32 protein-coding genes are annotated in these 26998 nt (G+C 52.5%); 16 read left to right on the top strand and 16 right to left on the bottom strand.

Going from position 1 to position 26998, the window contains the following annotated elements:
- Positions 1-91 precede the first annotated feature (91 nt).
- From KIS77_21125 to KIS77_21135, 3 genes are read left to right on the top strand one after another with little or no spacing between them, the layout of a single operon-like run.
- Positions 92-685: an OmpH family outer membrane protein gene (locus KIS77_21125; GenBank protein MCW5924835.1), complete on the top strand. Its 594-nt coding sequence runs from the start codon at positions 92-94 to the stop codon at positions 683-685.
- Positions 686-718: 33 nt separating this feature from the next.
- On the top strand, positions 719-1207 hold the full coding sequence (locus KIS77_21130) for a GNAT family N-acetyltransferase (GenBank protein MCW5924836.1): 489 nt from the start codon (positions 719-721) through the stop codon (positions 1205-1207).
- Positions 1204-2100 (top strand): EamA family transporter, encoded by an 897-nt coding sequence (locus KIS77_21135; GenBank protein ID MCW5924837.1) that lies wholly within the window; start codon positions 1204-1206, stop codon positions 2098-2100. Before KIS77_21130 ends, KIS77_21135 begins: the two co-directional genes overlap by 4 nt.
- On the opposite strand, the gene KIS77_21140 is transcribed toward KIS77_21135, so the two are convergent.
- Positions 2101-3411, bottom strand: coding sequence for an HlyC/CorC family transporter (locus KIS77_21140; GenBank protein MCW5924838.1), 1311 nt, complete (start codon positions 3409-3411; stop codon positions 2101-2103). It lies immediately after the preceding gene.
- Positions 3412-3518: 107 nt separating this feature from the next.
- Here KIS77_21140 and KIS77_21145 point away from each other — a divergent pair, with 107 nt between their 5' ends.
- Complete coding sequence (locus KIS77_21145) at positions 3519-3875, top strand: transmembrane 220 family protein (protein MCW5924839.1); 357 nt, start codon at positions 3519-3521, stop codon at positions 3873-3875.
- Between the two features lie 8 nt (positions 3876-3883).
- On the opposite strand, the gene pgeF is transcribed toward KIS77_21145, so the two are convergent.
- On the bottom strand, positions 3884-4636 hold the full coding sequence (pgeF, locus tag KIS77_21150) for a peptidoglycan editing factor PgeF (GenBank protein MCW5924840.1): 753 nt from the start codon (positions 4634-4636) through the stop codon (positions 3884-3886).
- 141 nt (positions 4637-4777) lie between these two features.
- Here pgeF and KIS77_21155 point away from each other — a divergent pair, with 141 nt between their 5' ends.
- The 3 genes from KIS77_21155 to KIS77_21165 all read left to right on the top strand — a co-directional run bounded on the left by KIS77_21155 (position 4778) and on the right by KIS77_21165 (position 7912).
- Positions 4778-6016 carry an ABC transporter permease gene (locus KIS77_21155; protein ID MCW5924841.1) on the top strand — a complete coding sequence of 413 codons (1239 nt, stop codon included), beginning with the start codon at positions 4778-4780 and terminating at the stop codon, positions 6014-6016.
- A 362-nt stretch (positions 6017-6378) separates the two neighbouring features.
- Positions 6379-6729: an MGMT family protein gene (locus KIS77_21160; GenBank protein MCW5924842.1), complete on the top strand. Its 351-nt coding sequence runs from the start codon at positions 6379-6381 to the stop codon at positions 6727-6729.
- 10 nt (positions 6730-6739) lie between these two features.
- Positions 6740-7912: an aspartate aminotransferase family protein gene (locus KIS77_21165; GenBank protein MCW5924843.1), complete on the top strand. Its 1173-nt coding sequence runs from the start codon at positions 6740-6742 to the stop codon at positions 7910-7912.
- Between the two features lie 142 nt (positions 7913-8054).
- Here the strand turns inward: KIS77_21165 and KIS77_21170 are convergent, their stop codons facing one another.
- From KIS77_21170 to purD, 5 genes are all read right to left on the bottom strand, one after another.
- A complete protein-coding gene (locus KIS77_21170; GenBank protein MCW5924844.1) occupies positions 8055-8912 on the bottom strand; it encodes a universal stress protein in 858 nt (285 codons plus the stop codon).
- A 118-nt stretch (positions 8913-9030) separates the two neighbouring features.
- Positions 9031-9186, bottom strand: coding sequence for a hypothetical protein (locus KIS77_21175; protein ID MCW5924845.1), 156 nt, complete (start codon positions 9184-9186; stop codon positions 9031-9033).
- 24 nt (positions 9187-9210) lie between these two features.
- Positions 9211-9390 carry a hypothetical protein gene (locus tag KIS77_21180; GenBank protein MCW5924846.1) on the bottom strand — a complete coding sequence of 60 codons (180 nt, stop codon included), beginning with the start codon at positions 9388-9390 and terminating at the stop codon, positions 9211-9213.
- Between the two features lie 78 nt (positions 9391-9468).
- The gene (locus KIS77_21185; protein MCW5924847.1) at positions 9469-10737 is read right to left on the bottom strand and encodes a DUF2851 family protein; all 1269 of its coding nucleotides are present in this window, start codon (positions 10735-10737) and stop codon (positions 9469-9471) included.
- 254 nt (positions 10738-10991) lie between these two features.
- Complete coding sequence (gene purD / locus KIS77_21190; protein MCW5924848.1) at positions 10992-12278, bottom strand: phosphoribosylamine--glycine ligase; 1287 nt, start codon at positions 12276-12278, stop codon at positions 10992-10994.
- Positions 12279-12721: 443 nt separating this feature from the next.
- On the opposite strand from purD, the gene KIS77_21195 reads away from it, so the two are divergent.
- Together KIS77_21195 and KIS77_21200 are read left to right on the top strand one after the other, a co-directional pair.
- Complete coding sequence (locus KIS77_21195; GenBank protein ID MCW5924849.1) at positions 12722-13084, top strand: hypothetical protein; 363 nt, start codon at positions 12722-12724, stop codon at positions 13082-13084.
- A gap of 133 nt (positions 13085-13217) precedes the next feature.
- The gene (locus tag KIS77_21200) at positions 13218-13400 is read left to right on the top strand and encodes a hypothetical protein (protein MCW5924850.1); all 183 of its coding nucleotides are present in this window, start codon (positions 13218-13220) and stop codon (positions 13398-13400) included.
- A 111-nt stretch (positions 13401-13511) separates the two neighbouring features.
- Here KIS77_21200 and KIS77_21205 read toward each other — a convergent pair whose 3' ends face one another.
- The 3 genes from KIS77_21205 to KIS77_21215 all read right to left on the bottom strand — a co-directional run bounded on the left by KIS77_21205 (position 13512) and on the right by KIS77_21215 (position 16682).
- Positions 13512-14153 (bottom strand): DUF2306 domain-containing protein, encoded by a 642-nt coding sequence (locus KIS77_21205; GenBank protein ID MCW5924851.1) that lies wholly within the window; start codon positions 14151-14153, stop codon positions 13512-13514.
- Between the two features lie 6 nt (positions 14154-14159).
- Positions 14160-14828: a DUF4159 domain-containing protein gene (locus tag KIS77_21210; GenBank protein MCW5924852.1), complete on the bottom strand. Its 669-nt coding sequence runs from the start codon at positions 14826-14828 to the stop codon at positions 14160-14162.
- 159 nt (positions 14829-14987) lie between these two features.
- On the bottom strand, positions 14988-16682 hold the full coding sequence (locus KIS77_21215) for a M3 family oligoendopeptidase (GenBank protein MCW5924853.1): 1695 nt from the start codon (positions 16680-16682) through the stop codon (positions 14988-14990).
- A gap of 79 nt (positions 16683-16761) precedes the next feature.
- On the opposite strand from KIS77_21215, the gene KIS77_21220 reads away from it, so the two are divergent.
- Positions 16762-17496 carry a hypothetical protein gene (locus tag KIS77_21220; protein ID MCW5924854.1) on the top strand — a complete coding sequence of 245 codons (735 nt, stop codon included), beginning with the start codon at positions 16762-16764 and terminating at the stop codon, positions 17494-17496.
- 79 nt (positions 17497-17575) lie between these two features.
- Here KIS77_21220 and KIS77_21225 read toward each other — a convergent pair whose 3' ends face one another.
- Positions 17576-17917, bottom strand: coding sequence for a carboxymuconolactone decarboxylase family protein (locus tag KIS77_21225; protein ID MCW5924855.1), 342 nt, complete (start codon positions 17915-17917; stop codon positions 17576-17578).
- 108 nt (positions 17918-18025) lie between these two features.
- Here KIS77_21225 and dtd point away from each other — a divergent pair, with 108 nt between their 5' ends.
- The 6 genes from dtd to KIS77_21255 all read left to right on the top strand — a co-directional run bounded on the left by dtd (position 18026) and on the right by KIS77_21255 (position 22212).
- On the top strand, positions 18026-18478 hold the full coding sequence (dtd, locus tag KIS77_21230; GenBank protein ID MCW5924856.1) for a D-tyrosyl-tRNA(Tyr) deacylase: 453 nt from the start codon (positions 18026-18028) through the stop codon (positions 18476-18478).
- A gap of 264 nt (positions 18479-18742) precedes the next feature.
- A complete protein-coding gene (locus KIS77_21235; GenBank protein MCW5924857.1) occupies positions 18743-19213 on the top strand; it encodes a hypothetical protein in 471 nt (156 codons plus the stop codon).
- An 82-nt stretch (positions 19214-19295) separates the two neighbouring features.
- Positions 19296-20648 (top strand): histidine--tRNA ligase, encoded by a 1353-nt coding sequence (gene hisS / locus KIS77_21240; GenBank protein ID MCW5924858.1) that lies wholly within the window; start codon positions 19296-19298, stop codon positions 20646-20648.
- A gap of 91 nt (positions 20649-20739) precedes the next feature.
- The gene (locus tag KIS77_21245) at positions 20740-20943 is read left to right on the top strand and encodes a hypothetical protein (protein ID MCW5924859.1); all 204 of its coding nucleotides are present in this window, start codon (positions 20740-20742) and stop codon (positions 20941-20943) included.
- Complete coding sequence (locus KIS77_21250) at positions 20915-21877, top strand: hypothetical protein (protein MCW5924860.1); 963 nt, start codon at positions 20915-20917, stop codon at positions 21875-21877. Before KIS77_21245 ends, KIS77_21250 begins: the two co-directional genes overlap by 29 nt.
- Before the next feature lie 101 nt (positions 21878-21978).
- The gene (locus KIS77_21255) at positions 21979-22212 is read left to right on the top strand and encodes a hypothetical protein (GenBank protein MCW5924861.1); all 234 of its coding nucleotides are present in this window, start codon (positions 21979-21981) and stop codon (positions 22210-22212) included.
- Between the two features lie 10 nt (positions 22213-22222).
- Here KIS77_21255 and KIS77_21260 read toward each other — a convergent pair whose 3' ends face one another.
- From KIS77_21260 to KIS77_21280, 5 genes are all read right to left on the bottom strand, one after another.
- On the bottom strand, positions 22223-22726 hold the full coding sequence (locus KIS77_21260) for a thioredoxin family protein (protein ID MCW5924862.1): 504 nt from the start codon (positions 22724-22726) through the stop codon (positions 22223-22225).
- Positions 22727-22768: 42 nt separating this feature from the next.
- Positions 22769-23515: a glycosyltransferase family 2 protein gene (locus KIS77_21265; protein MCW5924863.1), complete on the bottom strand. Its 747-nt coding sequence runs from the start codon at positions 23513-23515 to the stop codon at positions 22769-22771.
- 54 nt (positions 23516-23569) lie between these two features.
- Positions 23570-24472: a prohibitin family protein gene (locus KIS77_21270; GenBank protein ID MCW5924864.1), complete on the bottom strand. Its 903-nt coding sequence runs from the start codon at positions 24470-24472 to the stop codon at positions 23570-23572.
- 132 nt (positions 24473-24604) lie between these two features.
- Positions 24605-25636 (bottom strand): phenylalanine--tRNA ligase subunit alpha, encoded by a 1032-nt coding sequence (pheS, locus tag KIS77_21275; protein ID MCW5924865.1) that lies wholly within the window; start codon positions 25634-25636, stop codon positions 24605-24607.
- Positions 25637-25878: 242 nt separating this feature from the next.
- Entirely contained in the window at positions 25879-26997 is a 1119-nt protein-coding gene (locus KIS77_21280) for a hypothetical protein (GenBank protein ID MCW5924866.1), read from the bottom strand.
- Position 26998: the final 1 nt, after the last annotated feature.

Below are 26998 nucleotides of genomic sequence, written 5' to 3' on the forward strand. Positions count from 1 at the left end.
ACATCTGCCCGACGGGGCTTCGTTGTAATTTGTCCTGAGCGACGTACTTTTGTGCCGAACAGAATACATTCATTATTCACACAACTTTTTGATGAAAAATCTCCCACTCATTCTCAATATCATCCTTTTCGCCCTTGTGGGGCATCTGTATTACCTAAATCTGAAAAAACCTCAGTCCGCTGAGTCAAAGGAGATATTGCCCGCTCCATCCCAAGCGGGCGGTGTGAAAATAGCATGGGTCAATGCCGACACGCTCAACGAAAAATATGAGTGGCTCAAGCAACAAAAGCAAATCATAGAGCAACGCCTCGCCAATGCCGAGAAAAGCTTGCAAGCCAAGGAAGAGGCGCTCATGCGTGATGCCGCTGCTTTGCAAGAACGATACGCGACAGGCACCATGACCCAAAAAGACGCGGAAAAAGAACAATCGGCCCTGATGCAGCGCAGCCAAAAATTGGAAGACGAAAAAATGCGCCTCAGCAAGTCGCTCTCCGACGACCAAAAAAAGGCAATGGACAATCTCTATTCCAATCTGGAAGCCAAGCTCAAGGAAATATCCGGGCAAATCGGCTACGATTACATCCTCTCTTACCAACGCGGCGCCCAAATCCTGCTGGCCAACGATAGCCTCGACATTACCAAGCAGGTGTTGGATATGCTCAACGCCCAAGAGGAGAAGAAATAACCTTCCAGAAATTCCCAGAACTGCTCTTTCCCTATGGCTATCTTGTTGGAACAAGCCACCCCCGCCGATATACCGCGCATTGTCGCATTGGCGCATCGGATATGGCGAGTGCATTATCCGCCTATCATCGGCGAGCAACAGGTCGAGTATATGCTCGCACGCACATACAGTGCCGAGGCACTGCAACGACAAATGGAAGAAGGGCAAGTGTTTTATCTGGCAATGGAGGCAGGCGAGGTGTTGGGTTTTTTATCGGTCAGCGACAAAGGCGAGGGTCGCTATTTTCTTCACAAATTTTACCTCGACAACGAAAAGCGCGGGCGTGGCCTTGGCCAAAAGGTGTTCGACCAATTGCTCGCTCATTGCCCTGCCATGCGCGAGTTGCGTCTCACCGTCAATCGCCAGAACTACAAGAGCGTCAATTTTTATTTCAAAATAGGCTTTGTCATAGAAAAATGCTTGGACATCCCTATCGGCGAGGGATACGAGATGAACGATTTTCAGATGCTTCTCAAAAAATGACGAACGATGGAAACATGACCCGCGCCTACCTCGCCCTCGCTGCCATCTGCATCATCTGGGGCACCACATACACTGCCATCAAATATGCCGTCCGCGATTTCCCGCCCTTTTTGCTCGTCGGCATTCGCCAGACGGCTGCTGGCCTGCTGTTGCTCGGAATTGCTTGGATGAGCGGCCGGTTTGTATGGCCCAACCCGCAATATGCCTTTCGACAAACCGTCACCGGCTTGGCCACCATCACGGGCGGCAATGGCTTCATCACATGGGGGATGCAATACGTTTCGTCGGGATTGGCGGCGCTCATAGGCTCGCTCACGCCCGTCATGGTCGTTTTGATTTCGCTGACGTGGCAAGGTTCCGAACGCATCAACACCCGCGTTGTGTTGGGCGTGTTGCTGGGTTTTGGAGGTCTGGCGTTGATTTTTAGCGAAGGGTGGCAGGATTTTATGAAACCGGAGTATCGCTGGGGCATTGCGGGCTGTTTCGCCTCCTGCTTCACTTGGTCGCTCGGCACGGTCATGGCCAAGCAGTGGAATGCTCCCCAAGTGTCGCCTCTCCTGAACGCCGGCCTACAGATTTTCGCCGGGGGGCTGGGTGGTTTGGCGTTGAGTGCCCTGTTCGATTCCAGCCATGCTATTCACCACACCGTCGAGAGTTGGGCGTCCATGTTGTACCTTGTCGTCGTAGGGTCGGCATTGGCTTTCACCTTTTATATGTACGCGCTCAAACACCTAAGCGCCACCGTTTCCTCGCTCTACACCTACATCAATCCTGTGGTGGCGATTTTGCTTGGGTGGTTGTGGCTCGGCGAGGCGCTCACCGTGGAAATAGCCGTCGGGATGGTGGTGACGATTGCGGGCGTTTGGCTCGTGAACGTGGGCGCGAGGCGATAATCAAGTCGGCTGGGTCGGCACGTCATCCACCAGACGGATTTTCATCAGGGTCAGGATGTTTTGTTTCCGCTCCAGAATAACGACTTCATATTTGTCAATCATAAGCACCTCGTTGTTGGGCGGAATGCGGCCAAAACGATTGAGAACAAGGCCGTTGAGCGTGTTGTATTGCTTGTTTTCGAGAAATGGATACGGCAGGTAGTTGTTCAGGTCATGCAACGGCGCGATGCCCGAAACGGTGAAGGAACCATCCTCGTTTTTGACCACAGGGTCTGTTTCCTCGTCATATTCATCCCTGATTTCGCCTACCAGTTCCTCCAAAATATCTTCCAGCGCAATCAGCCCCTCCGTGCCTCCGTATTCGTCAATCACGACGCTCAGGTGAATGCGTTTTGTCTGAAAATCCTTGAGGATGCGATTGAGCCGGGCCGAGTTGTACACATATTGGACAGGGCGCAGCAGGTCTCGAATTTGCCAGTCGGGACGTTGTATGTTTTCCCTAAAAATGTCTTTGGCGAAAACGATGCCGAGGATATTGTCTATGTCGTTTTCATAAACCGGAACCCGCGAGTAGCCGCTTTCAATCAGTTTCTCCAAAATCTTCTCTTTGGGGGTATTGACTTCAAGGGCAAAAATGTTTTTGCGCGGCACCATCACCTGTTGCGCCGTCAATTCCGAAAAATCAAACGCCTTTTGAATAATCTGGAAATTGTCCTCCTTGATAGCGCCACTTTTTTGGCTTTGTTTCATAAGCAATCGCAACTCATCGGCGCTGTGCGCTTCATGCTCGTCAACAGGGGCGATGCCGATGCCTTTAAGCACAAAATTGGCAAAACCGTTGAGCACCCATATTGCCGGGCGGAAGAGAAAGAAAAACATCCTCATCGGTAGCGATACTGCCAAAGTAGTCTCTTCCGGCTTGCGTATGGCGATGGATTTGGGCGCCAGCTCGCCAAACACGATGTGCAAAACAGTAATCAGCGCAAATGCTACGGGCAGGGCGATTTTGTGCGCCAAATCCGGCGACAACTCCACACCCACAGCATGAAAAATCGAAAGCAGCAATTTGGATACAACAGGCTCGCCTATCCACCCCAAGCCCAAGCTCGCCAGCGTGATGCCCAATTGAGTGGCAGAGAGGTAAGCATCCAGATGATTCAGCATGTTTTGCGCCAAACCAGCCAGCCTATTGCCCTTTTGCGCGCTCAACTCAATCTGCGAGTAGCGGACTTTCACAATGGCAAATTCGGCTGCGACAAAAAAACCATTCAGCGCCACGAGAAAAAGGGTCAAAAAAACGTCCAGTAGCATATAGTTGGGTTAATGCAGGAATTTCGCTGCAAAGAACGCCAAAACTCGGCCTCTAAGTAGCGGCTGCATGCGCCAATCTTTCCTACCTTGCCCTCAAAATGTCACAGATGAGACTCACCTATTGGATGCTCGCCGCCTTATTTGCCTTGTTCGCACTCGTCCAGTACAACGACCCCGACCCCATCCCGTGGATATTGCTCTACGGCGGCGTGACGGTTCATTTCATCATGGCCGCCACGAACAAAATGTATCGCTTGGCCGTCTGGATTTGGTTGGGAGGTTGCGTGGCATGGGCGGCCATGCTGCTGCCGGATTTCGTTGATTGGATACGCATGGGAAGCCCCACCATCGTTGGTAGCATGAAAGCAGAAGCGCCGTGGATAGAGCTCACGCGAGAATTTCTCGGCCTCGTCGTGTCGGCCTTGGCCTGCGCTTTTTTGCTTTGGAAAAATCGCGCTCGGTAGAGACTCGCTCAACAAATACCGATTGCGGCCAGCATGCGCCCCGTCGCGCCTTTTTCTTTTCTGTAGGAAAAATAATCCTCGTTGTGAAGCACGGTGGAAAAAGGCGAAATTTCCACTTGGCTTTCTGGCACGCCCGACTGAAAAAGTTGCGCGGCATTTGCCATTTTCAAATCAACCAAAAACTTGCCGCGCCGGGTATCGAATCGCTTGAAATCGGCATCGAACATGTCGGCCACCTCGTCGCCCACCTCGAACGAACATTCGTCAATGCAAGTGCCGACATAGGCAAAGCAGTCCGCGCCCATGGTGCCGTATTTCGCGTGCATAGATTCCAACGTCTTTCGGACAATGCCTGCCGCCGCACCCTTCCAGCCGGCGTGGATGGCCGCCACCGCGCGATTTTTTGCATCAAAAATCAAAATGGGCGCACAGTCGGCCACCGATACGGCCAACAGCACCTTCGGCGTGTTGGTCATCAACGCATCGAAGCCCTCCGCGCCACCGGATGCTGTCACAAGGCGAATTTGGTCGCCATGCACTTGTTTCGACCAAGCCAGTTGCTCGACGGAAAAACCGAGCGCGTCGCAAAAACGGCGTTGGTTCTCGGCCACATTTTCGGGCGCGTCGTCAGTATATTTTCCCAAATTCAAGGAGGCAAAAGGCGCGGGGCTGACACCGCCATGTCGGGTGCTCTCGGCAGCGGCGACATGGTCGAAAATGGAGAAAATGCCGGGTCGGCGAAGCAGCGATGTGGAAGTCATTTTTGATGCAACGGCAAAGCGAGTTATAGTGTTTACCCCCCCAAACACCGTGATTTATCGAATTTTGCAAACCTTGTCTCTATTTCGAGCAAACAAGGGAAAAAGGCACATTACTTTTGAATCCGCAATTCGCAATCAACAATGCCTTTTTCAGAAATACTCAGCATGGCCTTTCAGAGCATCCGCACCAATATGCTGCGGGCGGTGCTCACCTTGCTCATCATCGCGTTCGGCATCATGGCGCTGGTGGGCATCCTAACGGCCATTGATGCCATCGCGTATTCGCTCAACGACAACTTTTCGGGTCTGGGCGCCAATTCGTTCACCATTCAGCGCAAATGGGCAGAAGTGAAAAGCAATCAGGGCGGCCGCCGCAAGAAAGTGGGCGAGGCCATCCGATACAAGGACGCGATGGATTTCAAAAACCGCTACCAGTTTCCCGCAAAGGTATCGGTTTCCTTCTGGGCCACGAATTTGGCCTCTGTGAAGTATCAAGACGAGAAAACCAACCCCAACATCGGTTTTGTGGGTGTGGACGAAAACTACTTCTCCGTAAAAGGGCTTGACATCGAGCATGGTCGAGCATTCTCCAAAATGGAAGTGGACGACGGACAGGCAAGAGTGGTCATCGGGCAGGAAATCGCCAAAAAACTATTCAACAACAAACCAGAAAGAGCGCTCGACCAAGTGGTCATCGTCGGCAACAACCGCTATCGCGTGGTCGGCGTTTTGAAATCGAAAGGAGCCTCCATGGGCAACTCGCAAGACCGCGCCGTGTATGCTCCCGTCGCCAATGTGCGCTCGCTTTATGGCACCAATGAAACCGACTACGAGCTCGTCGTGGCCGTGAACAATGCGACCGACATGGACGAGGCGCAATCCGAGGCGATGGGGCTGATGCGCCAAATCAGAGGGCTTAGGCCCGGCGAGGAAGACGATTTTGAAATTTTTGCCAGCGACAGCTTGGTCTCCATTTTGAAAGAAAACACCGCCACGCTGCGCCTCGCCACCATCGCCATTGGCTTGATGACCTTGCTGGGCGCAGCCATTGGCCTCATGAACATCATGCTGGTGAGCGTGACGGAACGCACCCGCGAAATCGGCATCTACAAGGCGCTCGGTGCCACTCGGCGCAGCATCTTGACCCAGTTTCTCACAGAGGCGGTCGTGATTTGCCAAATAGGCGGCCTGGTCGGCATTTTCCTCGGCATCCTTGTCGGCAATATCGTGACCCCGCTGCTCGGCGGCAGCTTCCTGATTCCCTGGGGATGGATGTTCCTCGGGTTCACCCTCTGCATGATTGTGGGCGTGGTGTCAGGCTTCTACCCGGCGCTCAAAGCCGCTCGTCTCGACCCCATCGAGTCGCTGCGCTACGAATAAATGATGCCGGAGCCACACTATTGGACATTTTCGAATTTGCCGCGAAGCCACAAAGACGCAAAGCAAAAAACTCATTGATTTGCCGCATTTTGCGAGAGTGTTCAGAAAAGTGTGTCAAACCATACCGGATGTTTTCTTTTTACGCAATGAACGCCGCGCTTAAAGGAATGTAAATTATTGAAAACCAAAACTCTGTGCCCTTCGTGCCTCTGTGTTTTCTTATCGTCTCCCTTGGGATGACACAGTTTTCTGAACACTCTCCATTTTGCGCCTTTGCATCTTTGCAGCACAAAAATAATGTCCAATAGTGCATGCCGGAGCACTCATACTTCAAACCATCGTTCGCCTCGTCGCGATTTATCATGGAAAAAGAAACTCCAACCTATTTTGACCTCGTGTATGCCGTGGTGCGTCAGGTGCCGCGAGGCCGGGTGACGAACTACGGAGCCATTGCCGACTTTTTGGCCTTAGGTGCGTCGCGCATGGCTGGTTGGGCACTCAATCACTGCAAACCGGGCGATGGGGTTCCGGCCCACCGCGTCGTGAATCGCAAGGGCGAACTCAGTGGCCGCAATCATTTTCCAACTCCCACCATGATGCAAGAACTATTGGAAAATGAAGGCGTGAAAGTGGAAAACAACCGTGTGGTTGATTTTGAAAAATTGTTTTGGAGTCCGGCTGCCGAATTGGGCGACCAATGGGAGGCGTTCTAACCGAAATCGTATGCTATCACATCGCCAGCTCTTCTTGCGCCATGTCGCCCAAACCTCGCCCACGCCGCTTGCGCTCGAAATTGCCCGTGCCGAAGGCTGCTGGCTCTACGACTTGGATGGCAAAAAATACCTCGACCTCATCGCCGGCATCGGGCCAAGTGTGTTGGGGCATCGGCACCCAAGCGTGCAAGCGGCGGTGCAACAACAACTCGATTCTTATTGGCACACCCTCGTCTATGGCGAATATGTGCTCTCCCCTCAGGTCAAGCTCGCGCAATTGCTGGCTGCTCATCTGCCCGGCCTCGATTCCGTCTATTTCGTGAGCACGGGCACCGAGGCCTGCGAAGGAGCGATGAAACTTGCCAAACGCTGCACAGGCCGCCCCAATTTTGTCGCTTGCCGCAACGCTTATCACGGCAGCACACAAGGCGCGGCCAGCCTCATGTCGCCTACCGATTTCACGCTCGCATACCATCCATTGCTGCCCGGCATGGCGCATATTGATTTCAATCGAGCGGAGGATTTGGAAAAAATAGACCGCCACACGGCGGCAGCGGTGGTAGAAACGGTGCAAGGCGAGGCAGGCATCATTCCGCCACGCCCCGAATGGCTTCAGGCATTGCGTCGTCGGTGCGACGAAACGGGGGCGCTGCTGATTTTGGATGAGATTCAGGCGGGAATGGGGCGCACGGGGAGCCTGTTCGCTTTTGAAAAATACGGCATCGAGCCCGACATCCTGCTGCTCGGCAAAGGCTTCGGTGGCGGAATGCCACTCGGCGCGTTCGTTGCCCGACGCGAGCTGATGCAGGCCTTGACCCACGACCCCGTGCTGGGGCACATCACCACGTTCGGGGGCCATCCGGTGTGCGCAGCGGCGGGTTTGGCGACGTTGGAAGTTTTGCTGAAAGGCGATTTGTTGGCACAAGTTCCTGAGAAAGAAGCTCTTTTTATGAAACTCCTCGTTCATCCCACCATCAAAGAAGTGCGCAGCGCAGGGCTTTGGCTGGCAGTGGATGTGGGCGATGCGGCAAAAGTGCAGGCGGTCATTCGGCATTGCATCGCCAATGGGGTCATCACCGATTGGTTTTTGTTCAACGACCGAAGCCTGCGTATTGCGCCGCCATTGACGATTTCAGCGGCGGAAATTCGATTCGCCTGCGAGGTGATTTTGAGCGGTTTGTAACGCCAACTTTCAGTAGGCAAATCTCTGTGCGCCAACTGAAAGTTAGCGTCACAAAAAATCCGGCTGCCCGCGAAAACGAACAACCGGAACGTCTGTCAGGGAAGAACCGCTCTCCACTTTATCCTCTTGAAAATATTTGCAGTCAACTTTCCGTCCATCTCACGGGCACTGCCAAAACAGGCAGTTTTGAGTGGTTGATAGTGTCTTCGGTGACGCTTCCAAACAAAACATGAGACAATCCCTGTCGCTGGTGCGTCGCCATGGCTATCATATCAGCGTCGTAGTGTTCTGCTGCGGAAAGGATGGTGGAATCCTCGAAGAAGGCACTCATCGTCATCACTACGTCGGGTTTTTCCAGACCTGCTGCTTCGGCCAGCCGATTTTTCATTGCCTCGGCAGAGCCATCCGTCGGAAAGCCAGCTGGGTTGTTGAGATACAGGACTTTGACCGTGAAGCCAAAAATCTTTTGCCATTTTGCCAAATAACGGAATATGCCTTGTTGGTCGTCCTTGAGCGTGGAGGGCAAGAGCACTGTCTTGACATCAAGCCGTTCTACACCCTCTGGCACCACCAACACCGGGCAAGGGGCCGTGCGAATCACTTTTTCCGTGTTGGAGCCGATGAGAAATTCTTTCAGACCCGACGCGCCTTTCGTGCCCATCACCACCAAATCCACCGTGTCCACCTCGGACACCTCGCGGATGGAAGTGTGCAAAAAGCCGTCTTCCACGCGCATATCTATTTTCAATTTTGCAAACACTGGATTTTCACTCAACTCAAGCGAAAGTTTTTCCAAGGCAGCAATGGCCGATTCGTCGTATTCCGGGTCTTCGACATGGGCAACGGCCCGAGCGTATTCTGGTGGTGTGGAGTAAATGGTCGCCACGTTCACATGAAGCAGTTCGAGCCTTGCGCCACTTTTTGCGGCGATTTCGGCAGCCACCCACAACGCATTCTTGGAATTAGGAGAGAAATCAATAGGAACCAGTATTTTCTTCATAGTGCAGTAAATTTAGTCAATTGCCGCAAAGGTGTGGGCAGTGTGGCTGCTAGAAGATGATACAGGTCAGGCTAAGGGGTGATTCGAACGCAACGCTCCTCGGCGAGATGAAAAATCGTTAATTGTCCTCGTTTTTCTTTTTCAACGCCTTTTCCGCTTTTTCAACCAAAGCAATGTCAACACCCAAAATATCCTGAATAGTGGTTTTGTCAAAACCACGAGCGAGCATATTCTGAATAATGGTGAAGCGGGTTATTTCCATGTCCTTCTCCATGCCTACCTTGATGCTTTCCTGGCGCTAAGCTTCTTGAATTGCCTCAATGATGCCCGTGGATTCTCCGTTTTTGGTGAACGACTCAATTTGACGGTCAAAATGATGGATGAATTCAGGTTCTTCAGAACTCGTGTAGTACTTGATGAAGCCCAACAATCGCCTGATTTTTTCTTGTGCGACACCTTGTTGAAAGAGCTTTCTCACCAGACGTACCTTGATTTGCAATAGACTTGTCGCGGTGGAGGGCTTTCCCTTCACTCAAAGCCCTTCACCGCGACAAGCCTATTTTAAAATCGAATTTCCAATCGCGCATTCCAAACACCGTTTTGCATCGCAGTAGCGCGTTTTCAGGTGAATCAACGCCTGCGTCTGGTAGGCATTTTTGGCCGAAACGCCCAAATCAGCCCAGCCCTCCACAATGGCGTTGGCTTCGGGCGGCATCTCTTCGAGCAGGCTCAGGGCGCGTTTTTGAAACGCCTCTTGCTCGTGTGTTTTCCCGTAATGAAAAAGAAAAGGCGCGATGGTGTTGATGAGCAGCAGGTGCACGAAGTCGCGGCCCAGATGTTTCGCGCGTTTTACCGACGGCTTGTCGAACTGAAAATGGGTGAGCCAGTAGTCGCCCGGCTGCACATCGAAGAGATTTTCGAGCTCGCGCAGGTGTTTTGCTTCCAGAATTTTGGAAAACAAATGCGCCGACTGATGCACGAGCGCGGCGAATTGCGCCAGCCGCACGGTGGGAAAATTGGCTGGCCGGAGCCGCAAAAATTTCCACTGCGAGGTCGCCAACGGCGCGAGGTTGTACTTGTGTTTCAAAAACTTGTACTCTTGCGTCAATGCCCTCGGCCACTCGTCTTCGAAGGTTTCTTCCAAAAAACCGGCCTGCCCGAACAAAAGCGCCTCCACCTGTTTCAAGTCGTTTTTGTGTTTCGCCAAAGTCAACAAAGGCAACGAGCGCGCCAGCGCCTCGAAAGGTTCGGCGTTGACTTTTAGGCCAAAATTGCGTGCCAGCAGGCGGTAAAACGCTTCTTCCCAGTGGTTCTCCGTCGTGGCGAGCATCTCGGCGACGGCGGCGGTTTTTTGTTCCAGCCGCTCCACCAACAGCCGGTCGAGCCAGTTGAGCCGCACGATGTCGGGGATGTTTTTGAAAAAACTTTGGCAGGGAATCCATGCACGCTCGTGTTCGAGGCGCTGATAGTTTTCCAAAATTTTGGCTGGGATGCGCCCTCGCAACTCCAGACAGGGAATCCGCTCGCCCGATGCGCGGGCGACGGGCTGGTCTTCTTCCAGCACGACGTGCAGCACCACGTTGTCGTAGGCCGCGTCGCCGCTGTGGCGGTGGGCGAGCCATTCGGAGGCGCGGAGGTGGAGTTCCACGTTGCCCGCCCAAACCGTGTCGCCGATGCGCAGGCGGGCGTTGAAAAAGTCTGGCCCGGCGTGGTCGTTCCATTCGCCGGGGTGCAGGATTTCGAGCGGTTGGCCGTCGGTGGTGGTGAGTTGTTGCGCGTCGAAGCGTCGCCAGCGCCAGAGGAAGTGGAGGAAGGATTCGCGCATATTGAAGTCATTAAGCTCATTGAGTCATTGAAGCCATTAAGTTTATTAGGTCATTGAGGTCATGAGGTCATTGCATGATTGGCTGTAAATTCGGAATTTCATAAAAAAGCGAATTGAACACTCTTACCTGAGTTGTCATTCTGAGCGAAGAGAAGAATGACAACTTTTGGAGACGCACTCATGTTTCGCGTCGGCTATTGGCGAGGTAGCAAAAGTATGGCATAAATAACACTCACACAATGCCAAATGTGGCCTTACCCCTCCAAATCCCGCCCAATGTCCCGCCGAAAATACTTGTCCTCGAATTGTACCACTTTGGCGCTTCGCTTCGATTTGCGGATGGCTGCTGCGATATCTTTCCCAAAACTCGTCAGCGCAACCACCCTTCCGCCAGCCGTGACGCACCCTGCTTCCGTGGCGGCTGTGCCCGCATGAAACGCCATGCTATCTTTCACCTGCTCCAAGCCCGTGATGGCTTTCCCTTTTTGGTAGTCGCCCGGGTAGCCGCCACTCACCAGAAAAATGGTGGCAGCCGTGCGTTTGTCGACGCGGATTTTCACGCGGCCAAGCGTGCCTTTGGCGCAATTGTCGAACAAGACGACAAGGTCGTTTTTCAGGCGAGGCAACACTACTTCGGTCTCTGGGTCGCCCATGCGGCAGTTGTACTCGATGACGTAAGGCGCGCCGTTGACATTTATCAGGCCGAAAAAAATGAAGCCTTTGTAGGGGATTTTTTCTTTTTCCAACCCCTTTACCGTCGGGCGGATGATGCGCTCCTCCACTTTTTGCCACATCGCCTCATCCACAAACGGCACGGGGCTGACGGCACCCATGCCACCCGTGTTTGGCCCTGTGTCGCCTTCGCCGACGCGCTTGTAGTCTTTGGCTTCGGGCAGAATTTTGTAGGTCTTCCCGTCAGTCAGAACGAAGACGCTAAACTCGATGCCGCTCAAAAATTCTTCCACCACCACGCGATGGCCAGCGGTGCCGAATTTGCCCCCCAACATTTCCCGAAATTCCCGCTCTGCCTCCGCATGGCTTTGGCATATCACCACGCCCTTGCCTGCGGCGAGGCCGTCGGCTTTGAGCACGATGGGGAGCGGGTGTTTTGCCAAATATCGCAAACCATCTTCCACATTTTCCCCTGTAAATTCACGGTAAGCAGCGGTCGGAATGTGGTGGCGCTGCATGAATTTTTTGCTCCAAGCCTTTGAGCCTTCCAGCACGGCGCCTGCCTTGGAGGGGCCGATGACGGGGATGTGGCGCAGTTTTTCGTTTTCTTGAAAATAATCCCAGATGCCTCGCACGAGCGGTTCTTCCGGGCCGACGACGAGCATATCAATCTCATGCTCCAAGCAAAATCGCCCCACAGCCTCGAAGTCAAGTGGGTTCAATGCGACATTTTGCCCACAGGCGGATGTGCCGGCATTGCCGGGGGCGACGAAAAGTTGGGAGCAGCGCGGGCTGCGAGCGAGTTTCCATGCAAAGGCGTGTTCGCGGCCACCTGAGCCGAGCAGGAGGATGCGTTGTTGGTTGTTCATTGTTCGTTGCTTGTTGGTTGTTTGTTGTTTGTTGCTTGTTGTTTGTTGCTTGTTGTTTGTTGCTTGTTGTTTGTTGCTTGTTGTTTGTTGCTTGTTGTTTGTTGTTTGTTGCTTGTTGTTTGTTGCTTGTTGCTTGTTGTTTGTTGTTTGTTGTTTGTTGCTTGTTGTTTGTTGTTTGTTGCTTGTTGTTTGTTGTTTGTTGTTGGTTGCTTGTTGTTGGTTGCTTGTTGTTGGTTGTTGGTTGTTTGTTGTTTGTTGTTTGTTGCTTGTTGTTTGTTGTTTGTTGTTTGTTGCTTGTTGGTTCGTTGGTTCGTTGCCTGCATCGTCAATTTTTAAAATGAACGGCGAAGGTACGCAGGCAGAATTTTTTTTGTTAAAAAGGCCTGTTGGTGCGGACAAACTGCCGCGAGTTTGTGTCTTTTGTGCTCGCAATTTTTTTCTGCTTGGAACGGCTGCTATCCATATTGTTTTCCGTCACATTGCTGCTGGCGACCATGCCTCCCAAGGTGGGCGGGGATTGTTTTTATTGGGGTGGCATTTGCGTCGTTCAAGAAAGTTGCGCTGCCGACGCGGCGGCCTCCTGCGCTGCCGACCACTCAAAGGATGGCGATAAGGCTCCGGTTTGCCCAGCCCCAATATGTTGTGTCGCTGGCCCATGCTGTTGCCTGTGCCTGATGCCGGAGACCCCGCTGCTTCCCTCGGTCGTGTTGCCGACCGAACGAAGTGCCCGGGTTTTTGCCTGTGCCGTTTTTTTGCCTCAACAAGTTTGGCTCTCCGTCTGGAAGCCGCCCGCTTTTTCAGTTTGAGTTTCTTCAAAATGTTGAGGAGGGTTGAAAAATGTTTATGAAGGTTGATAATCAACTTTCATAATCCATCATCAACTTTTATCAACTCCTTCCAAACCACTCTTTTTCAAAACTTAAACTGAATTTTCGCATCATGAAAAATAAAGCATTGGCGCTTGGCGCCGCTGTTCTGCTTGCCACTGGCATCGCTTTTTCGTTCGTCGGCACCAACGGTCAGGTTTGCTGCCCGCCCGAACGCTGCAACATGGAAGCGCAAACTTGCGACGGCATTCCCTGTCCGATTGAGAATTGCCCGATTCCGTGCTGCAAGAAGTGATGCTGCCACGGCAGTAGTATAAAATGAGAGAAGGCGAGGGTCGGAGAACGACCTTCGCCTTCGTTTTTTGACTTTCGCCATGTGTGGGTCTTTCGACATCCCACTATCAATTCAGGCGTTCGCAGCGCCGCCGATGTTGTTGCGTCGAATCAGCATTTCCGCAAAAAGCAGGTTGGGCACCCAGCATAGCCACGACACGATTTTGTACGCCTCCATGAAGGTCAATCCCAGCGCGCCTATCAAGAGCGGCAGCCAAATCCGAAGGGTGACGGCGGCGAAAGTGACGGCATAATTGCGGGTCATCCATCGCTCGTGCTGCCTGATGTCGCGTTGACGGGCCGCTTTGTAGGCAACAAAGCCAGTGCTGAGCCATGCGGTGGCCAATCCCGTGAATCCCAGTTGCGCGACCAAGCCTCCCGTAGCGTGCAATGCAAGATAGAGGCCAGCCAATCCGCTGCCTAACACCGCCAAGAAATAAATCGTGCCGGCGCGTCGGTGCCGACGCAGGTTGCCGTCGCGCCAACGACGCACAAACTGGAACCCTCCGATGGTCAAGGCTACCATGCCGCCGACGACATGAAGGTAGAAGGCGAGTTTCCAAGAGGGGCTTTCCCAGAGCGTGTCGCTTTTCAGGAACAAAAAACTTTTGCGCTCGCCGTCGAGGAATCGCGCGGAATAAGCAGTGATGCTCAACGCAAGAAGAATCACTGTTCCAAGCGCAATGGAGAGCGGTCGGCGGTTGTGTTGTCGCATAGAGACCTATTGAGTAAAGGCGAATTGAACGATGTTGGCGCCCATTTGCAGGGCTTTTTGACGGATCTCTGGCGGGTCGTTGTGCACGTCGTCCCAGCCGTCGCCGAGGTCGGTCTCGTAGTTGTAGAAGCAGATGAGGCGGCCTTGCCAGATAAGTCCGAAGCCTTGCGCGGGTTTGCCGTCGTGTTCGTGGATTTTTGGCATCCCGTTTTTGAATTCGTATTTCTGATGGTAGATGGGATGGCTAAAGGGCAGCTCCACGAAGTCGAGTTCGGGGAACACTTTTTTCATGGCGGGGCGCACGAAGGGGTCGAGGCCGTAGTCGTCGTTGAGGATGAGGAAGCCGCCGCCTTCGAGGTAGGCGCGGAGGTTGCGGGCTTCGAGGTCGTTGAAGAGCATATTGCCGTGCCCTGTGGCATACACGATGGGGTAGTTGAAAATGTCGGCGCTACCCGGCTCCACGGTGGCGTATTCAAGGTCGAAGTTGGTGCGTAGGTTGTCGTTGCAAAACTTGGCCAAGTTTTTTAGCGAGTTCACATCGTTGTACCAGTCGCCGCCGCCGGAGTATTTGAGGAGGGCGAGTTTGAGCGTGGGTGGGTGGGCATGGGGAATGGGGATTGGGGATTTGAAGGCAGTAGCCAACAAGAAAGGAAGAGCAAAAAGTATGTAGCGCATTGTGTAAGTGTCAGATTTTGAAAATTATATCTTGATTCGCTAGGGTTTGTCAGATGCTCATGATTGTTGTCCATGATTTTGGGCAGATTGCGCTTTTAGCCATGCCCAAAGCCTAGCGGCGCGAAGTATGGTTTGAGGATACAGTTTGCTGCCTCAATCTCAAAACCGTGAATCGTCCACCCCTTCCAAAAACCGCCGTATCTCGCCCACGATGCTTTCCACGCACCCGTCTTCAAATGGCGAGCGCAACCCCGCCAGTTTCACCAACTGAAGGAAGGACTGACTGCCGCCTGCTTTGCAGAGCCGCACATAATCGCTCCATGCTGCTTGGTGGTCTTGGCGGTCTTTCATCCAGAATTGGAAGGCGCAGATTTGTGCCAGCGTGTAGTCAATGTAGTAGAACGGTGAGTTGAAGATGTGGCTTTGCTTTTGCCACAGGCGACCTGCTTCGAGGTGTGGGTGGCCGTCGTAGTCGCGGTGTGGGAGATAGGTTTCTTCGAGCACGCGCCATGCGGCGTTGCGCTCGCTGGGTGTCATGCCGGGGTTTTGGTAAATGATATGCTGGAATTCGTCCACTGCCACGCCGTAGGGCAAAAACTGGATGGCGCCGCTGAGGTGCATGAAGTAGTATTTGTCCGTCTGGTCGCCGAAAAAGAGGGGCATCCAGCGCCAAGTGAAAAACTCCATGCTCATGGAGTGAATTTCGGCTGCGTCGTTGGTAGGCCAGTGATATTCCTCGAAGGGAAAGGCGCTGCTGCTCCACACTTGGAAGGCGTGGCCGGCCTCGTGCGTGAGCACGTCAATGTCGCCACTGGTGCCGTTGAAATTGGAAAAGATAAACGGTGCGCCGAACTTGCTCATGTAGGTGCAGTAGCCGCCTGTGGCTTTCCCGTCGCGGTTCACCAAATCCATGAGCCGGGTGTTTTGCATGAACTGGAAAAAAGTGTCGGTCTCGGGGCTGAGTTCGCGGTACATTTTGGCGGCGCTGGCCACTATTTCGTCGGGTGTGCCGAGCGGCTTGGGGTTGCCGGACGGGAATTTGTATTCCTCGTCGTAGTATTTCAGCTTTTCGATGCCGAGGCGTTTGCGCTGTCGCTCGTAGAGTTCGGAGGCGAGAGGCACGATAACTTCGCGCACTTGTCGCCGAAAATTGGCCACCATGTCGGGGGTGTAGTCGGAGCGGCGCATTCGCGCGTAGCCGACTTGCACAAAATTCTTGTAGCCCAGTTCGCGGGCGATTCGATGGCGCACTTTCACCATTTTATCAAAAATATGCTCCATAGCGGGGGCGTTTTGGGCGAAAAAGCCCCATTTTGCCTCGGTGGCATTTTTGCGCGTCTCGCGGTCGTCCGAAAGTTCGAGGGGGTGGATACTGCTCAGGTTGTAGGTTTTGCCCCTGAACTCGATTTTGGCCTGCGCCTTCAGTTTGGTGTATTCGGTGCTAAGCGTGTTTTCTTGCTGCAAGTCCTCGAGGATGGAGGGTTTGAATGTTTTGAGCGAGAGCTCGGCCAGCGTGAAAAGCTGCCCGCCGAATTTTTGTTCCAAAATGTGTCTGAAAGGCGAATCGAGCAATGCTTGGAAGAAACGGTTGTTGAGCTCCTCGAAAGAAGGCAGGTTCTCGTCGAAGTATTCGTTTTCCTGCTCGTAGAATTTGTTGGTGGTATCGGAGGTGTGGCGGATGTAGCAGAGGTTGTACATCGTCCAGAACTCTTCGCGCACTCGATTGAGTTGGCTGAGGCTGTCGCTTTGCTCGTCGGCAGATTGAGCGTTTTGAAAACGGAGCAGGTGTTTTTCAAAATTTTGCGACACCGTGGTTATTTCGGGACGCACGTAGGTAAAGGTTTCAAAGCTCATGGCGTAATAACAAGGTTGATGAGGGTTTATGGGGGGGTTGAGGCCTGATTGTTTATTTTCGCCGCAAAAAACGAGAAAAATGACACGACTTGTATTTGCATTTCTGCTGATGATGGTCTTTTGCGGACAAATGGCTGCCCAATCCACGGCTTATGTGTTCAAAGGGGGGCCCAGCTTGGCCAACCAAAAATGGGACAACAGCTTGAACCGCCAGTTTTTGCTTCGATACCATGCGGCTTTGGCATTGGAGTCCATCAACAACGACGATGACCGGTTTTCGCTTTATGGCCAGTTTGGCTATCATGTGAGGGGCAGCGCCATCCGTTTTCGCACGTTCAACATCAACTCCGGCGTGTTGGGCAATTTGTTTACCCAGCCCTTCGAGTTCAACAATCTTTCGCTGCAATTGGGTGCCAAGTTTCGCAAGCCAATGGCTTCCAGAGACAACAACCTTTTTTACTTCGGCGGGTTGCGTGGCGATTACAATTTAAACGATAATCTCGCCGAATTGCAAAACATTTTCGTGTGCAACAGAGGCTCGTTGCCACTCGTGGGGGGCACGCAGAAGTGGCTCTTCGGCCTTTCGTTGGGCGGGGGCATCGAGTTCAAGTTCAGCGAGCTCACGGGCGGCCAAATCGAGCTGTCGTTCCATCCCGACATAACGCCCCAATACCGCCAAGGGCCGATTCCCAATGTGATTGACCAATGCGCCGGCACCACTTACACCATCCCCGAACGCCGCATCCGCAACACGACCATCGAACTGTCTTTCGGCCTGCGGCTGCTGCGCAAAGTGGTGTATTTGGAGGAATAAAGTCACGAAGAGTCGAAGACTTGAGGGATTCTGGTTTTTTGTGCATAGCCCTACACCCCAAACCCTCAAACCAAAACCCTCAAATTCCTTTTAATTCCTCCCAATACTCGACGGCGCGGCGGGTGTGGGGGATGCAAATGGACCCGCCCACCATGTTGGCGACGGCGAAAATCTCGAAAATCTGGTCGGTGGTGACATCGAGTTCGTGGCATTTGCCGAGGTGATACTTGATGCAGTCGTCGCAGCGCAGCACCATGGAGGCCACGAGGCCGAGCATTTCCTTGGTGCGCACATCGAGCGCGCCCGCTTGGTAGGTTTGGTTGTCGAGGCTCCAGAATCGTTTGATTACTTTGTTGTCGTGAGCCAAAATGCGCTCGTTCATGCGGGCGCGGTAGTCGTTGAATTCGGTGACGAGAGACATTTTTTATTGAGTTGTGGATGTGGTGACTGGTTGAGCAAGCAAGGTTTGAAACTTTAAAAGCAAAGGTCGCAATTCCGCTATCCTAAATTTTTCTCACATACCCTGCCTATGCGTGTTGTTGTTCAGAGGGTCTCACAGGCCTCCGTAGTCATTGACCATCAGGAAAAGTCCCGCATCGGATGGGGGCTGCTCATCCTGCTCGGCATTGAGCAGGACGATTCGGAAGAGGACATCGAATGGCTCAGCAAAAAAATAGCTGCCCTGCGTATTTTTTCCGATGAAGATGGCCTGATGAACAAGTCGGTGCAAGACATTGCGGGAGAGATGCTCGTGGTGAGTCAGTTCACCCTGCATGCAAGCACGAAAAAAGGCAACCGCCCCTCGTTCATCAAAGCTGCGCGACCCGAAAAGGCGATTCCGATGTATGAGCGATTTGTGGAAGTGCTCCAGCGCGAGTCAGGGAGGCCCGTGCTGACGGGCGAGTTTGGTGCCGACATGAAAGTATCGCTGCTGAACGACGGCCCTGTGACGATTTTGATGGACTCGAAACAACGGGAATAAAAAAAAGCCCCCGGACTTTCGTCCGAGGGCTAAACCCCAAAAAACCAAATGAAAACAATCTTCCTACCTAATATCTTGAGGGTTTTCCAAACTTTGTTTTGAATCGCCCCTTATTGTCGCTTTCACACATTCTAACGCGGGTTTCAAAAAAAGTAACGCCTCCGAATAAAATTTTTTTTGAAAAAAATATTTCACCCGACCAACGAATAAAACGCGCAAGGCATTTTTCCTTTGTTCCTTCTTCACACTCAATCGTTTCTGACTATGCACACCGTTCTCAATACCATCCATTCTTACAACAGGTACTTACTTCTTATCGCCTTGGCCTACGTCCTTTATCGGGCCTACACGGGCTGGTTGGGTCGCAAGGATTACACCAAAAACGACAATACGGCAGCGGCGGCGCTCTTGGGGCTGACGCACCTTCAATTGCTCATCGGCCTCATCCAATACGCCTTTACGAGTGGCTACACGAAGGCAGCCTTCGCCAACATGGGCGCTGCCATGAAAAACGAGTGGCTTCGCTATTTTGCAGTGGAGCACATTACCGCCATGCTCTTGGCAGTGGTTTTCATTCAGTTGGGGCGCACATTCTCCAAGAAGGCTACGAACAGCGTGGACAAGCACAAAAAACTGGCGATTTACACGACCGTCGGTTTGTTGCTGATTGTTGTGTCGCTGGCATCCAAAGGGCTGTTGTTCAGCTCGCTCGCATCGGTGGGGGCTTCGGAATGAACTTTTTGCCGATATTTGTGCCGTTGAAACAAACCTCTGGGAGACAACCTCTCGGAGGTTTGTTTTTCCAAAAAAATCTGTCATGCAAAAACCTTCCCTACCCGAAGGCACCCGCGACTTTGGCCCAGAACAGGTGCGCAAACGGACCTTTATTTTTGACACGATTCGCTCGGTGTTTGTCAAGTTCGGCTTCCAACCGTTGGAAACGCCCGCGATGGAAAACCTCTCGACGCTCACCGGCAAATACGGCGACGAGGGCGACAAACTTTTGTTCAAAATCCTCAACAACGGCGATTTCCTGAAAGAGGCGAACCAAGAGGCGCTGGCTGCCAAAGACTCGAACAAACTCACGCCGAGCATCGCCAAACGCGGCCTGCGTTACGACCTCACCGTGCCTTTCGCCCGCTATGTGGTGATGAATCGCCACGCGCTCGCTTTCCCCTTCAAACGCTACCAAATCCAGCCCGTGTGGCGCGCCGACCGACCGCAACGAGGCCGCTACCGCGAGTTTTTCCAGTGCGACGCCGATGTCATCGGCTCGGACAGTTTACTCTACGAGGCCGAACTGACGCAGATTTACGACGAGGCGTTTGCTCGTCTGGGCGTTCCGGTCGTCATCAAAATCAACAACCGCAAAATCCTGTTTGGCATCGCAGAAGCTGCCGGTATCGCCGACAAATTCATGGACATGACGGTGGCGATTGACAAGTTGGACAAGGTGGGCATCGAGGGTGTGCGCGAAGAACTGACCGGGCGTGGCATTTCCGAAAAGGCTGTTTCGATGATTGAAAAAATGTTGGGAGTCGGTGACTTGGACGCGCTTAAACCTTTTTTTGCGAAAAGCGAGACAGGCCAAAAAGGCGTGGAAGAACTCGCCCGCGTGTTCCGTCTTTTGGAAAAAACGAACTTGACGAACGAAGTCAAATTCGACATCACGCTGGCGCGGGGGTTGACTTACTACACGGGCTGCATTTTTGAGGTCGCCGCCAAAAATTTCAAAATGGGCAGCATCGGCGGCGGCGGTCGCTACGCCGATTTGACGGGCGTGTTCGGCGTGCCGGGGCTGTCGGGCGTAGGCATTTCTTTCGGCGCCGACCGCATCTACGACGTGATGGAGGGGCTGAATTTGTTCCCCGAAACACTGACCGAAAGCGTGAAAATCATGCTCGCCTCTTTCGACGAACCGACGTTCGAGTATGCTTTTCAATGCGTCACCGCGCTCCGGCAGGCAGGGGTGGCCGCCGAACTTTACCCCGAACCGGGCAAGTTGAAAAAGCAGTTCGAGTACGTCGCCAAGCGCAACATCCCCTACATCGCCATCGCGGGCGAGACGGAAATGCAGAGCGGGACTTTGACGGTGAAAAATCAGAAAACGGGGGAGCAGGAGGTGATGGGGGTGGGGGAGATTGTAACCTTACTTGCATCTTTGCTTTAGAAGATATGAACGATGCCATAATTTTACGCACCAAAAAGAGCTCAAATGCAGATTTGACATTCATTTCTGCTAGTTTAAATTGCGTAAAGTCATGAAACAAATTAATCTTTCTGAAAAAGACTACAAAAGACTACGCCGTTTGCTAAGGTACCATGAAAAGATGTATGGTAATGAGGAAACAGCATGGTCATTTCAAGATTTGGTTGATCTTCAGGAAATAGGAACAGAGATTGCTGGGATTTTAACTTCGTACTTAAAAACTAAAAATGCCAAGGATCTTCTCAACTCAAAGTAAGAAGTTTTTAAAACAAATTGATAAGTCAGAACTCGAGCTTAACAGATTCCTCACGGATAATTGGAGTCTGCTGTTTCCCCAATATACATACATTTCCAACGAGTTTAAATTGGAAGGCAACGTCAGGAGCAAAGGTTCGTCAGGGAGAATTGATATACTTGCATTTAACCCTAAAACCAAGCGCTTTGTAGTTTTTGAATTGAAAAAAGATTTTGACAGAAATGTCAACGAACAAGCGAGTGACTATCGGGATTTCATTGAAGACAACTTTGCCGAAATATATTTACAAAGTGCTCAAAAATATGACGTTTCTCTACCTAAGTACAACGAAATCAGTAAAGATGTAGAAGTTATCGTACTCTCGAAGTATTTTTCTCAAACAGATATTGACCGAGCTAAAAAGCGTAAAGAGATAATCACTCTAATCAGATATTTTTGGTTTGAAAATGAACTTTTCTTGTATGATTATTTAAACAACGACCCTGACGATTTGATCGAGAAGGAAAATACAGAGAAAATTAAAAAAATTAAGAGCGTTATCGAAGGCAAGCCTTTGATTTCTGAAACAGACATTTTTTTCGCGAAAAAAGAGGAAAGCAAGAAGCTGTATAATTTGTTTTATGATTTTCTTGCTTCAATAACTGATGTGACGGTTACTGTCCAAGATACGAAAATCAAGTTAGAAACCAATTTTGGTCAGCGGTTTTCAGTCATTGGATATAGCGGAAAAACCGGTAGGAAGTCTTATTTGCAAATAAATACGGATATTGATGTCTTGGGGAGCCAAAAGTTAATTTTTGACGATAGGCTGCGACCGGATGGAACTAAAAAGGGCAGTCTTGGTTCAGAACGATATGAGGTATTTATTCAAAATGAAGACCAACTGTCTGAACTCATGATTTTTGTCCGCAATTTTATCCAAAACCAGAATTAGACAAACGCGACAACGGCGAACCCAACAAGGTCGCGTGGTACGCTTTCGGTAGAAGTCAAGGTTTGGACACAAGTTTTGGCAAAAAAATCATCTTCTCGCCCATGAATCGTCGCCCCAACTTCGTGTTTTACGAAAACGAAGATTGCACTTTTTACTCTGGCTACTGCATCAAATTCAACGGGGATTCAGAATGGCTCTTGGAGCAGCTCAATTCTGAGAGAATGCAGCGATTCATTGAGGTGTCGAGCAGAGATTTTAGAGGCGGTTGGAAAGCCTACAACAAGAAGGTTGTTGAAAATTTCATTGTCGAAATGCCTCCATTGGTGACAACCTGAGGCAATTCCACTACCTCATCTTCCCTAGCGCCGAATCCCCTAGCGTTTTCAGCACCGACGGGTTGGCCATGCCCGTGTGCCGCTCCAGCACCACGCCTTTGGGGTCGAGAAACAGCACGGTCGGCAACGCTTTCACCTCATATATGGAGGCGAGCGTCTGTCCGGGAGAGGAGTCGAAGTCAGTGCGGAAGTTCAGGAAATTCATGTTGAGGTAGCGGAACGTCTCGGGCTGGGTGAAAATTTCCTCCTCCATGACTTTGCAGGGGGCGCACCAAGCGGCATAAAATTCCACAAAGACAGGTTTTTTTTCTCGTTGCGCCTGCTCCAACACGGGCATCAGGCGCTCGGTGTCGAGCCATGCGATGGAGCCGGGGCCGGGAGCAGTGGCGATGGCGGCGGGTGGCTTGGGAGCGCTTGCGGGTCGCGGGCGCGGCTGGGCGGGCTGTTGTGTGGGGCGGGAAGCATTGCAGGCCATAAGCGCCCAAAAACAAAGCAAAGGGAAAATGCGAAGCATGGCAGGAGCGTGGATATATCTGTGAGTCTGCTTGAAAATGCGCTATGAACGCAAACGCATCAAAGTGCGGTATTTCAGGTAAGTCTCCAATGCGGCAATTTTGCAGATTGTCCATCCTGCTCGACCGTCGAGGAAGCCCAACTTCAGAAAATAGTTTCTCAAAAACTTGGCAAGGGGGCTTAACAACACCTGAAACCAACTTGCCCGACGGCCTTGCGCGTGCAAGGCCCGTGCGGCCAAATCCGCGTATCGCCGCACCCGCTCTATGTGTTCTTGCTTGTCGTAATAGCTGTAATGCAACAAATCGCCTGTTAAATGACCCACGCGGCTGCCGTGGCTCATTTCCACCTTTTCATGCACCGCGTTGTCGCCCCAACGCGCCTTGCGCTTGTCGAACAAACGCAGCTTGCGGTCGGGGTACCAGCCCGAATGGTGAATCCATTGGCCGCAATAATTGGTGAGGCGGTTCATAGTGTAGCCCTCATGTCGCCAATCTTCTTTTGCCCGAAGGATGGAGGTGCGGAGCGCCTCGCTCAGTGCCTCGTCCGCGTCAAGAGAAAGGATGTAAGGGTGCGAGGCTTGGGCGTTGCCCCAGTTTTTCTGCTGCCCGTAGCCCTCGAAGGCGTGTTGCACAACACGCGCCCCTTTGGATTCACAAATCGCCTGCGTCTCGTCGGTCGAAAAAGAATCCACCACGACGACCTCGTCGGCCACGCCCGCGAGCGAGTCGAGGCAGCGCCCGATGTTGCGGGCTTCGTTGAGGGTGATGACGACGGCTGAAATTTGCATGGCTTGGAGGTGTGAGGGTTTGAAGGTTTTTCCCTTCAAACCCCCAAACCGTTTTTATTGTCCGATGAGGATAGGCGCGGTTTTGCCGCTGCCCATGATGACGACTTTGGAGTTGGGCGAGGTGGCAAGTTCTTTTTGCACCTGAATCTGCTCGTATTGGAGCAGTTTGTCGGTCAAAGTAGATGTCAGGATGCGTTGGTAATCGGCGATGCCTTGAGCCTCCACGCGCTTGCGCTCAGCCTCCTGTCTTTCTTTTTCGAGCACGAATTTCATCTTTTGGGCTTCTTGCTCGGCGTTGATTTTCGACTCGATGGTCTGCTTCACCGAGGTGGGCAGGTTGATGTTGCGGATGAGCAGTTGTTCGAGTATCAGGCCGCTTTTTCGAAACTCGTCGTCGAGCGATTTGAAGAGGCGCTGCTGAAACTCGTCGCGCTTGGTCGAGTAGAGCGACACGGCATCGTAGTAGGCTGCAAAGTCGCGGATTTTGGTGCGGGTGAGTGGGCGCACGATGACGTCGCGGTAGCCTTGGCCGAGATTGCGGAGTATTTCTGGGGCTTTTTCGCCCATCACCCGATACAGCACGGTCATGTCTATCACCACCTCAAGGCCATCCGCCGAAAGCACATGGATGGCATCGTCGCCTAGGCGCTCGCGCTCATCCTCCACGCCCGACATGGTGTAGTTCTGTGTGCGCACGCTAAAGCGTTTGATGTCCACCAACGGATTGATGACATTCAGCCCCTCGGTCAGCACACCTTGCTGCACCTTGCCGAAGAGGGTCTGCACTCCTACCTCGCCCGGCTGTATTTGCACAAAACAAGCGGTCGAGAAGCCGAGCAAAATCAAACCGATACCGACGTAGCGACTTGTTTTGCCGAGATTGGCCATGCGGTAGTTGACCTTTGCGAGCGTAGCGCCTACTGCTATCACCAATAGGCCGAGAAAGACGAAGAACATGATTCATGATTTGTTTGTGAAAAGAAAGCCAAGCCCAATGGGTGGGGTTGACGCGCTAAGTTTTTACCCAAAAAACAATCTTTCAAATCTCGCCAATCCTGCCGAGACGCAATTTTGTGAGGCTGCCGCCTGTCACATCGCCGAGGCGAATTGTCGCAAGAACCGCACGTCGTTTTCGAAGAGCAGCCGGATGTCGCCAATCTCGTAGAGCCGCAGCGCCTGCCGCTCGATGCCCATGCCGAAGGCAAAGCCGCTGTAACGCTTCGAGTCAATGCCGCACATCTCCAACACTTCGGGGTCCACCATGCCACAGCCGAGTATTTCGAGCCAGCCCGTGCCTTTCGTGAGGCGGTAGTTTTTCTCCGTGTCGGTGCCGAGCCAAATATCCATTTCGGCGGACGGTTCCGTGAAAGGGAAGAAAGATGGGCGAAGGCGGATTTTGGGGGTTCCGAACATTTCCTGCGCGAAATAGAGCAAGGTTTGTTTGAGGTCTGCAAAAGAAACGCCCTCGTCCACGTACAGCCCTTCTACTTGGTGAAATTGTGCGTGTGAGCGGGTCGAGATGGTTTCGTTGCGATAGACGCGCCCCGGCGCGATGATTCGGATAGGCGGTTTGCGCGATTGCATCACCCTTGCCTGTACGGGGGAGGTGTGGGTGCGGAGGAGCATGCCCGGTGCGCCCATGATGTAGAACGTGTCCTGCATATCGCGGGCCGGGTGGTCTTCCGGCGTGTTCATGGCAGTGAAGTTGTGCCAATCGTCTTCTATTTCGGGGCCATCCGCCACAGAAAAACCCATGCGGGCAAAAATATCCGTGATGCGATTGAGCGTCACGGCTATCGGATGGCGCGAGCCGAGGGGCAGGGGTTCGCCGGGCGCCGTGAGGTCGAGCGACTGGTTGGCCGCAGTTTCCGCTGCAGCCTCGAAGACTGCTTTGAGCGATTGGTATTTTTCCTCGGCTTGTTGCTTGAACGTGTTCATCAGCTGCCCATAGTCGCGTTTGCGCTCGTTGGGCACGTTGCGCATTTCCTCCATGAGGCTTTTCACCAAGCCTTTGGAGCCAAGATACTGGATGCGGAATGCCTCGAGCGCCGCTGGGTCGGCGGGCGATTCGGCTGCGAGTGCCGCGAGGGTTTGTTGGGCTTTTTCAAAAATGTCAGACATGGTTGGGATGCTGTTTGGCCACGAAACATGAACTATCCCGAATTTTTGGATAAGCAACAAGCAAAGGCTAGTTGGGCTTTGCCGCTATTGTTTCGTCAGTGTTTTTTAAGTGGGCAAAGGTCAAAAAAAGGAGAGCATTCGCCAAACCGATACTTTGCAAGTGGCTGCCGGGTCTGTGCCGCGTCCGGTCAATGATGAGTGTGGCGGCCCAGTTTTCTCTTCCTCTGTGTTGTTCAGCGGCATTAGTGGTCGCCCGATTCCACCTTGAGATAATCAACGAACACGGGGAGCGATGCCGCCTTGTTGGGTTTGCGCGAGCCATCTTTCAATCCCCGAAAGGCAGCCAACCCGACAAAGGCTGGCTCGTAGTCGATGTCCATGGTGGCAATTTCCTGAAAACTCGAGTATTCGGCCCCCCAATGGTGGAAAAAGCGCACTTGACCGTTTTCGTACTCCATGCGTAGCCAAAGCGACTGAGCGGCAGGCGATGTTTTGGGGGATATTGGTTTGACTACCGAAAATTTTTCAAACACGGTGCCGTGCTCGTTTTTCACCATTTGCAGCACCTGTCGAGGGGGGCTGCACGAGGAGCAGGCGGCTAATGTGAATCGAATGTTGTGGTCTCTCGTCTTTTTGGAATCCAGCAGGAAAATGCCTGCCTGTTGGAAATCTTGGGTCGGGTCGAAACTGTCGAGTTTGACGGTGATTTTGCATTTCCGACCATTTATTTTTCTGACGAGCAGGTTGCTGATGGTGGGCGTGTCGGGTTCGTCGTGCCAATAGTCGCCCCGCAAGGTATAGAGTGTGAGTTTGCCCTCCTGCAATTGTTTCGACCACCAGTTTGGCTCGTAATCCATCCATTCAAATCCCTTTGCTTGCAGGCTGTCCACGCTGGTTTGCTCGAAATCTTCCTTCCAATTTTTGTCGGGTCTGGCTTGAAAAAAACGGGCGGCGAGCGCGCCGAACAGCAGCAACACCGCGAGCAGCGGAATTCCGATTCTCCAGTTGAGGGGGCGTTTCCAGATTGGGAATGTTGGGGTGAGGCCTGGCGGCGGCGCGTCGCCGATATAGTGGCTTAACACCTCGATGAAATCACGGCCAAAGGAGGGCTTGTCCAATTGGTCGGCTGGGCAGATGGAAGGGTCTGTGTAATAGAACAATTTGCGCAGTCGCGTGAGGGAGATGGAGGTCGCCGCGCTGGACACTTTGCTCTCGATATCGTCGCGCAAATCTTCGTAAGCACCCTTGAACGAGCTCACCCGAAACCGCTTCCCGTGTGCGTTTTCGAGCAAAAAACGCCGAAGTATGAGCCTTCGCAGGCGGGCGGCCTCTTCGTGAGTAAGCTCCCTGATTTTAGACATG

This window comes from Saprospiraceae bacterium (assembly GCA_026129545.1).
Classification (GTDB): Bacteria; Bacteroidota; Bacteroidia; order Chitinophagales; family Saprospiraceae; genus M3007.

Bases quoted from the DNA above. Each gene is read 5' to 3' on its own strand.
- KIS77_21170 (MCW5924844.1), bottom strand. From the start codon at position 8,912: ATGAAGAAAATACTGGTTCCTATTGATTTCTCTCCTAATTCCAAGAAT.
- KIS77_21175 (MCW5924845.1), bottom strand. From the start codon at position 9,186: ATGGAGAAGGACATGGAAATAACCCGCTTCACCATTATTCAGAATATG.
- pheS (MCW5924865.1), bottom strand. From the start codon at position 25,636: ATGTCTGACATTTTTGAAAAAGCCCAACAAACCCTCGCGGCACTCGCA.
- KIS77_21200 (MCW5924850.1), top strand. From the start codon at position 13,218: ATGAAAAATAAAGCATTGGCGCTTGGCGCCGCTGTTCTGCTTGCCACT.
- KIS77_21270 (MCW5924864.1), bottom strand. From the start codon at position 24,472: ATGTTCTTCGTCTTTCTCGGCCTATTGGTGATAGCAGTAGGCGCTACG.
- KIS77_21260 (MCW5924862.1), bottom strand. From the start codon at position 22,726: ATGCTTCGCATTTTCCCTTTGCTTTGTTTTTGGGCGCTTATGGCCTGC.
- KIS77_21220 (MCW5924854.1), top strand. From the start codon at position 16,762: ATGACACGACTTGTATTTGCATTTCTGCTGATGATGGTCTTTTGCGGA.
- KIS77_21210 (MCW5924852.1), bottom strand. From the start codon at position 14,828: ATGCGCTACATACTTTTTGCTCTTCCTTTCTTGTTGGCTACTGCCTTC.
- KIS77_21265 (MCW5924863.1), bottom strand. From the start codon at position 23,515: ATGCAAATTTCAGCCGTCGTCATCACCCTCAACGAAGCCCGCAACATC.
- KIS77_21155 (MCW5924841.1), top strand. From the start codon at position 4,778: ATGCCTTTTTCAGAAATACTCAGCATGGCCTTTCAGAGCATCCGCACC.
- KIS77_21250 (MCW5924860.1), top strand. From the start codon at position 20,915: ATGCCAAGGATCTTCTCAACTCAAAGTAAGAAGTTTTTAAAACAAATT.
- KIS77_21160 (MCW5924842.1), top strand. From the start codon at position 6,379: ATGGAAAAAGAAACTCCAACCTATTTTGACCTCGTGTATGCCGTGGTG.
- KIS77_21165 (MCW5924843.1), top strand. From the start codon at position 6,740: ATGCTATCACATCGCCAGCTCTTCTTGCGCCATGTCGCCCAAACCTCG.
- KIS77_21145 (MCW5924839.1), top strand. From the start codon at position 3,519: ATGAGACTCACCTATTGGATGCTCGCCGCCTTATTTGCCTTGTTCGCA.
- pgeF (MCW5924840.1), bottom strand. From the start codon at position 4,636: ATGACTTCCACATCGCTGCTTCGCCGACCCGGCATTTTCTCCATTTTC.
- purD (MCW5924848.1), bottom strand. From the start codon at position 12,278: ATGAACAACCAACAACGCATCCTCCTGCTCGGCTCAGGTGGCCGCGAA.
- KIS77_21235 (MCW5924857.1), top strand. From the start codon at position 18,743: ATGCACACCGTTCTCAATACCATCCATTCTTACAACAGGTACTTACTT.
- KIS77_21205 (MCW5924851.1), bottom strand. From the start codon at position 14,153: ATGCGACAACACAACCGCCGACCGCTCTCCATTGCGCTTGGAACAGTG.
- KIS77_21225 (MCW5924855.1), bottom strand. From the start codon at position 17,917: ATGTCTCTCGTCACCGAATTCAACGACTACCGCGCCCGCATGAACGAG.
- dtd (MCW5924856.1), top strand. From the start codon at position 18,026: ATGCGTGTTGTTGTTCAGAGGGTCTCACAGGCCTCCGTAGTCATTGAC.
- KIS77_21280 (MCW5924866.1), bottom strand. From the start codon at position 26,997: ATGTCTAAAATCAGGGAGCTTACTCACGAAGAGGCCGCCCGCCTGCGA.
- KIS77_21140 (MCW5924838.1), bottom strand. From the start codon at position 3,411: ATGCTACTGGACGTTTTTTTGACCCTTTTTCTCGTGGCGCTGAATGGT.
- KIS77_21135 (MCW5924837.1), top strand. From the start codon at position 1,204: ATGACGAACGATGGAAACATGACCCGCGCCTACCTCGCCCTCGCTGCC.
- KIS77_21215 (MCW5924853.1), bottom strand. From the start codon at position 16,682: ATGAGCTTTGAAACCTTTACCTACGTGCGTCCCGAAATAACCACGGTG.
- hisS (MCW5924858.1), top strand. From the start codon at position 19,296: ATGCAAAAACCTTCCCTACCCGAAGGCACCCGCGACTTTGGCCCAGAA.
- KIS77_21130 (MCW5924836.1), top strand. From the start codon at position 719: ATGGCTATCTTGTTGGAACAAGCCACCCCCGCCGATATACCGCGCATT.
- KIS77_21255 (MCW5924861.1), top strand. From the start codon at position 21,979: ATGAATCGTCGCCCCAACTTCGTGTTTTACGAAAACGAAGATTGCACT.
- KIS77_21185 (MCW5924847.1), bottom strand. From the start codon at position 10,737: ATGCGCGAATCCTTCCTCCACTTCCTCTGGCGCTGGCGACGCTTCGAC.
- KIS77_21245 (MCW5924859.1), top strand. From the start codon at position 20,740: ATGAAACAAATTAATCTTTCTGAAAAAGACTACAAAAGACTACGCCGT.
- KIS77_21125 (MCW5924835.1), top strand. From the start codon at position 92: ATGAAAAATCTCCCACTCATTCTCAATATCATCCTTTTCGCCCTTGTG.